The 891-nt window shown below is 48.4% G+C and carries 1 protein-coding gene; it reads right to left on the bottom strand.

Translation table 11 applies throughout. The features are described 5' to 3' along the window. Positions 1 to 328: 328 nt before the first annotated feature. The coding region (locus QUB08_RS16255) for a vitamin B12 dependent-methionine synthase activation domain-containing protein (RefSeq protein ID WP_333225684.1) at positions 329 to 891 on the bottom strand (563 nt) is incomplete at its 5' end.

The raw sequence follows: 891 nt of genomic DNA, 5'->3' as shown, positions 1-891 counted from the left end.
GAGGCTCTGCCTCCAGGTTTTTAAATGGAGGCTCTGCCTCCGGCTCTTTGTTCCCAGGCAGAGCCTGGGAACGAGGAAAGTTTCGTCAGACACGGAAAGTTCATATTCATGAAATCACTTTTGTTAAGGTGCTTTTTTGTTGCTTTAATTCGTGAACTATTTTTTTTCTCGTTCCCAGGTTCTACCTGGGAACGCATTTCTTGAGGCTCTGCCTCCAGGTTTTTAAATGGAGGCTCTGCCTCCGGCTCTTTGTTCCCAGGCAGAGCCTGGGAACGAGGAGAAGGAACGAGAAAAACGACAGAAAAAAGTGTGAGGCGCACCCTAGAAATTAAGCGGTGAAGTATTTGGCGGCAGGGTGATAGGTGATAATTGCGGTTGTTGATTGTTCGGGATAAAGTTGTTCGCTTTCATCCATGTAGAGGTTGATACGATCGCACTTTAACAATTCCAGTTGCTTATACTGATCCGCCATATTCGGACAAGCGGGATAGCCGAAACTGTACCGCGAACCGCGATATCTTTGCGCTAGCATATCGCGAATGTTGTCCGGTTCTTCGCTACCAAAGCCCAATTCCCGGCGAATTCGCGCGTGAGTCCATTCTGCTATTGCTTCCGCTGTCTGTACCGCTAACCCGTGAAAGTAGAGATAGTCGGTATATTGATTGTTAGCAAATAGCTTTTGCGCGTACTCTGTAGCAATTTCTCCCACTGTCGCTACTTGCATCGGAAATACATCCATTTTACCCGATTCTTTGGGCGCAAAAAAGTCGGCAATGCACAGCCTGCGCCCCGATTTTTGGCGGGGAAATGTCAATGTTGCAGCCACAGGCAAGATGCCTGTGCCACTTTCTGTTGCAGCCACAGGCAAGATGCCTGTGCCACTTTCTGTTG

This window comes from Microcoleus sp. BR0-C5, assembly GCF_036705045.1.
GTDB lineage: Bacteria > Cyanobacteriota > Cyanobacteriia > Cyanobacteriales > Microcoleaceae > Microcoleus.
The sequence above is the reverse complement of the archived record's forward strand: the minus strand, read 5'-3'. Positions and strand labels throughout refer to the sequence as shown.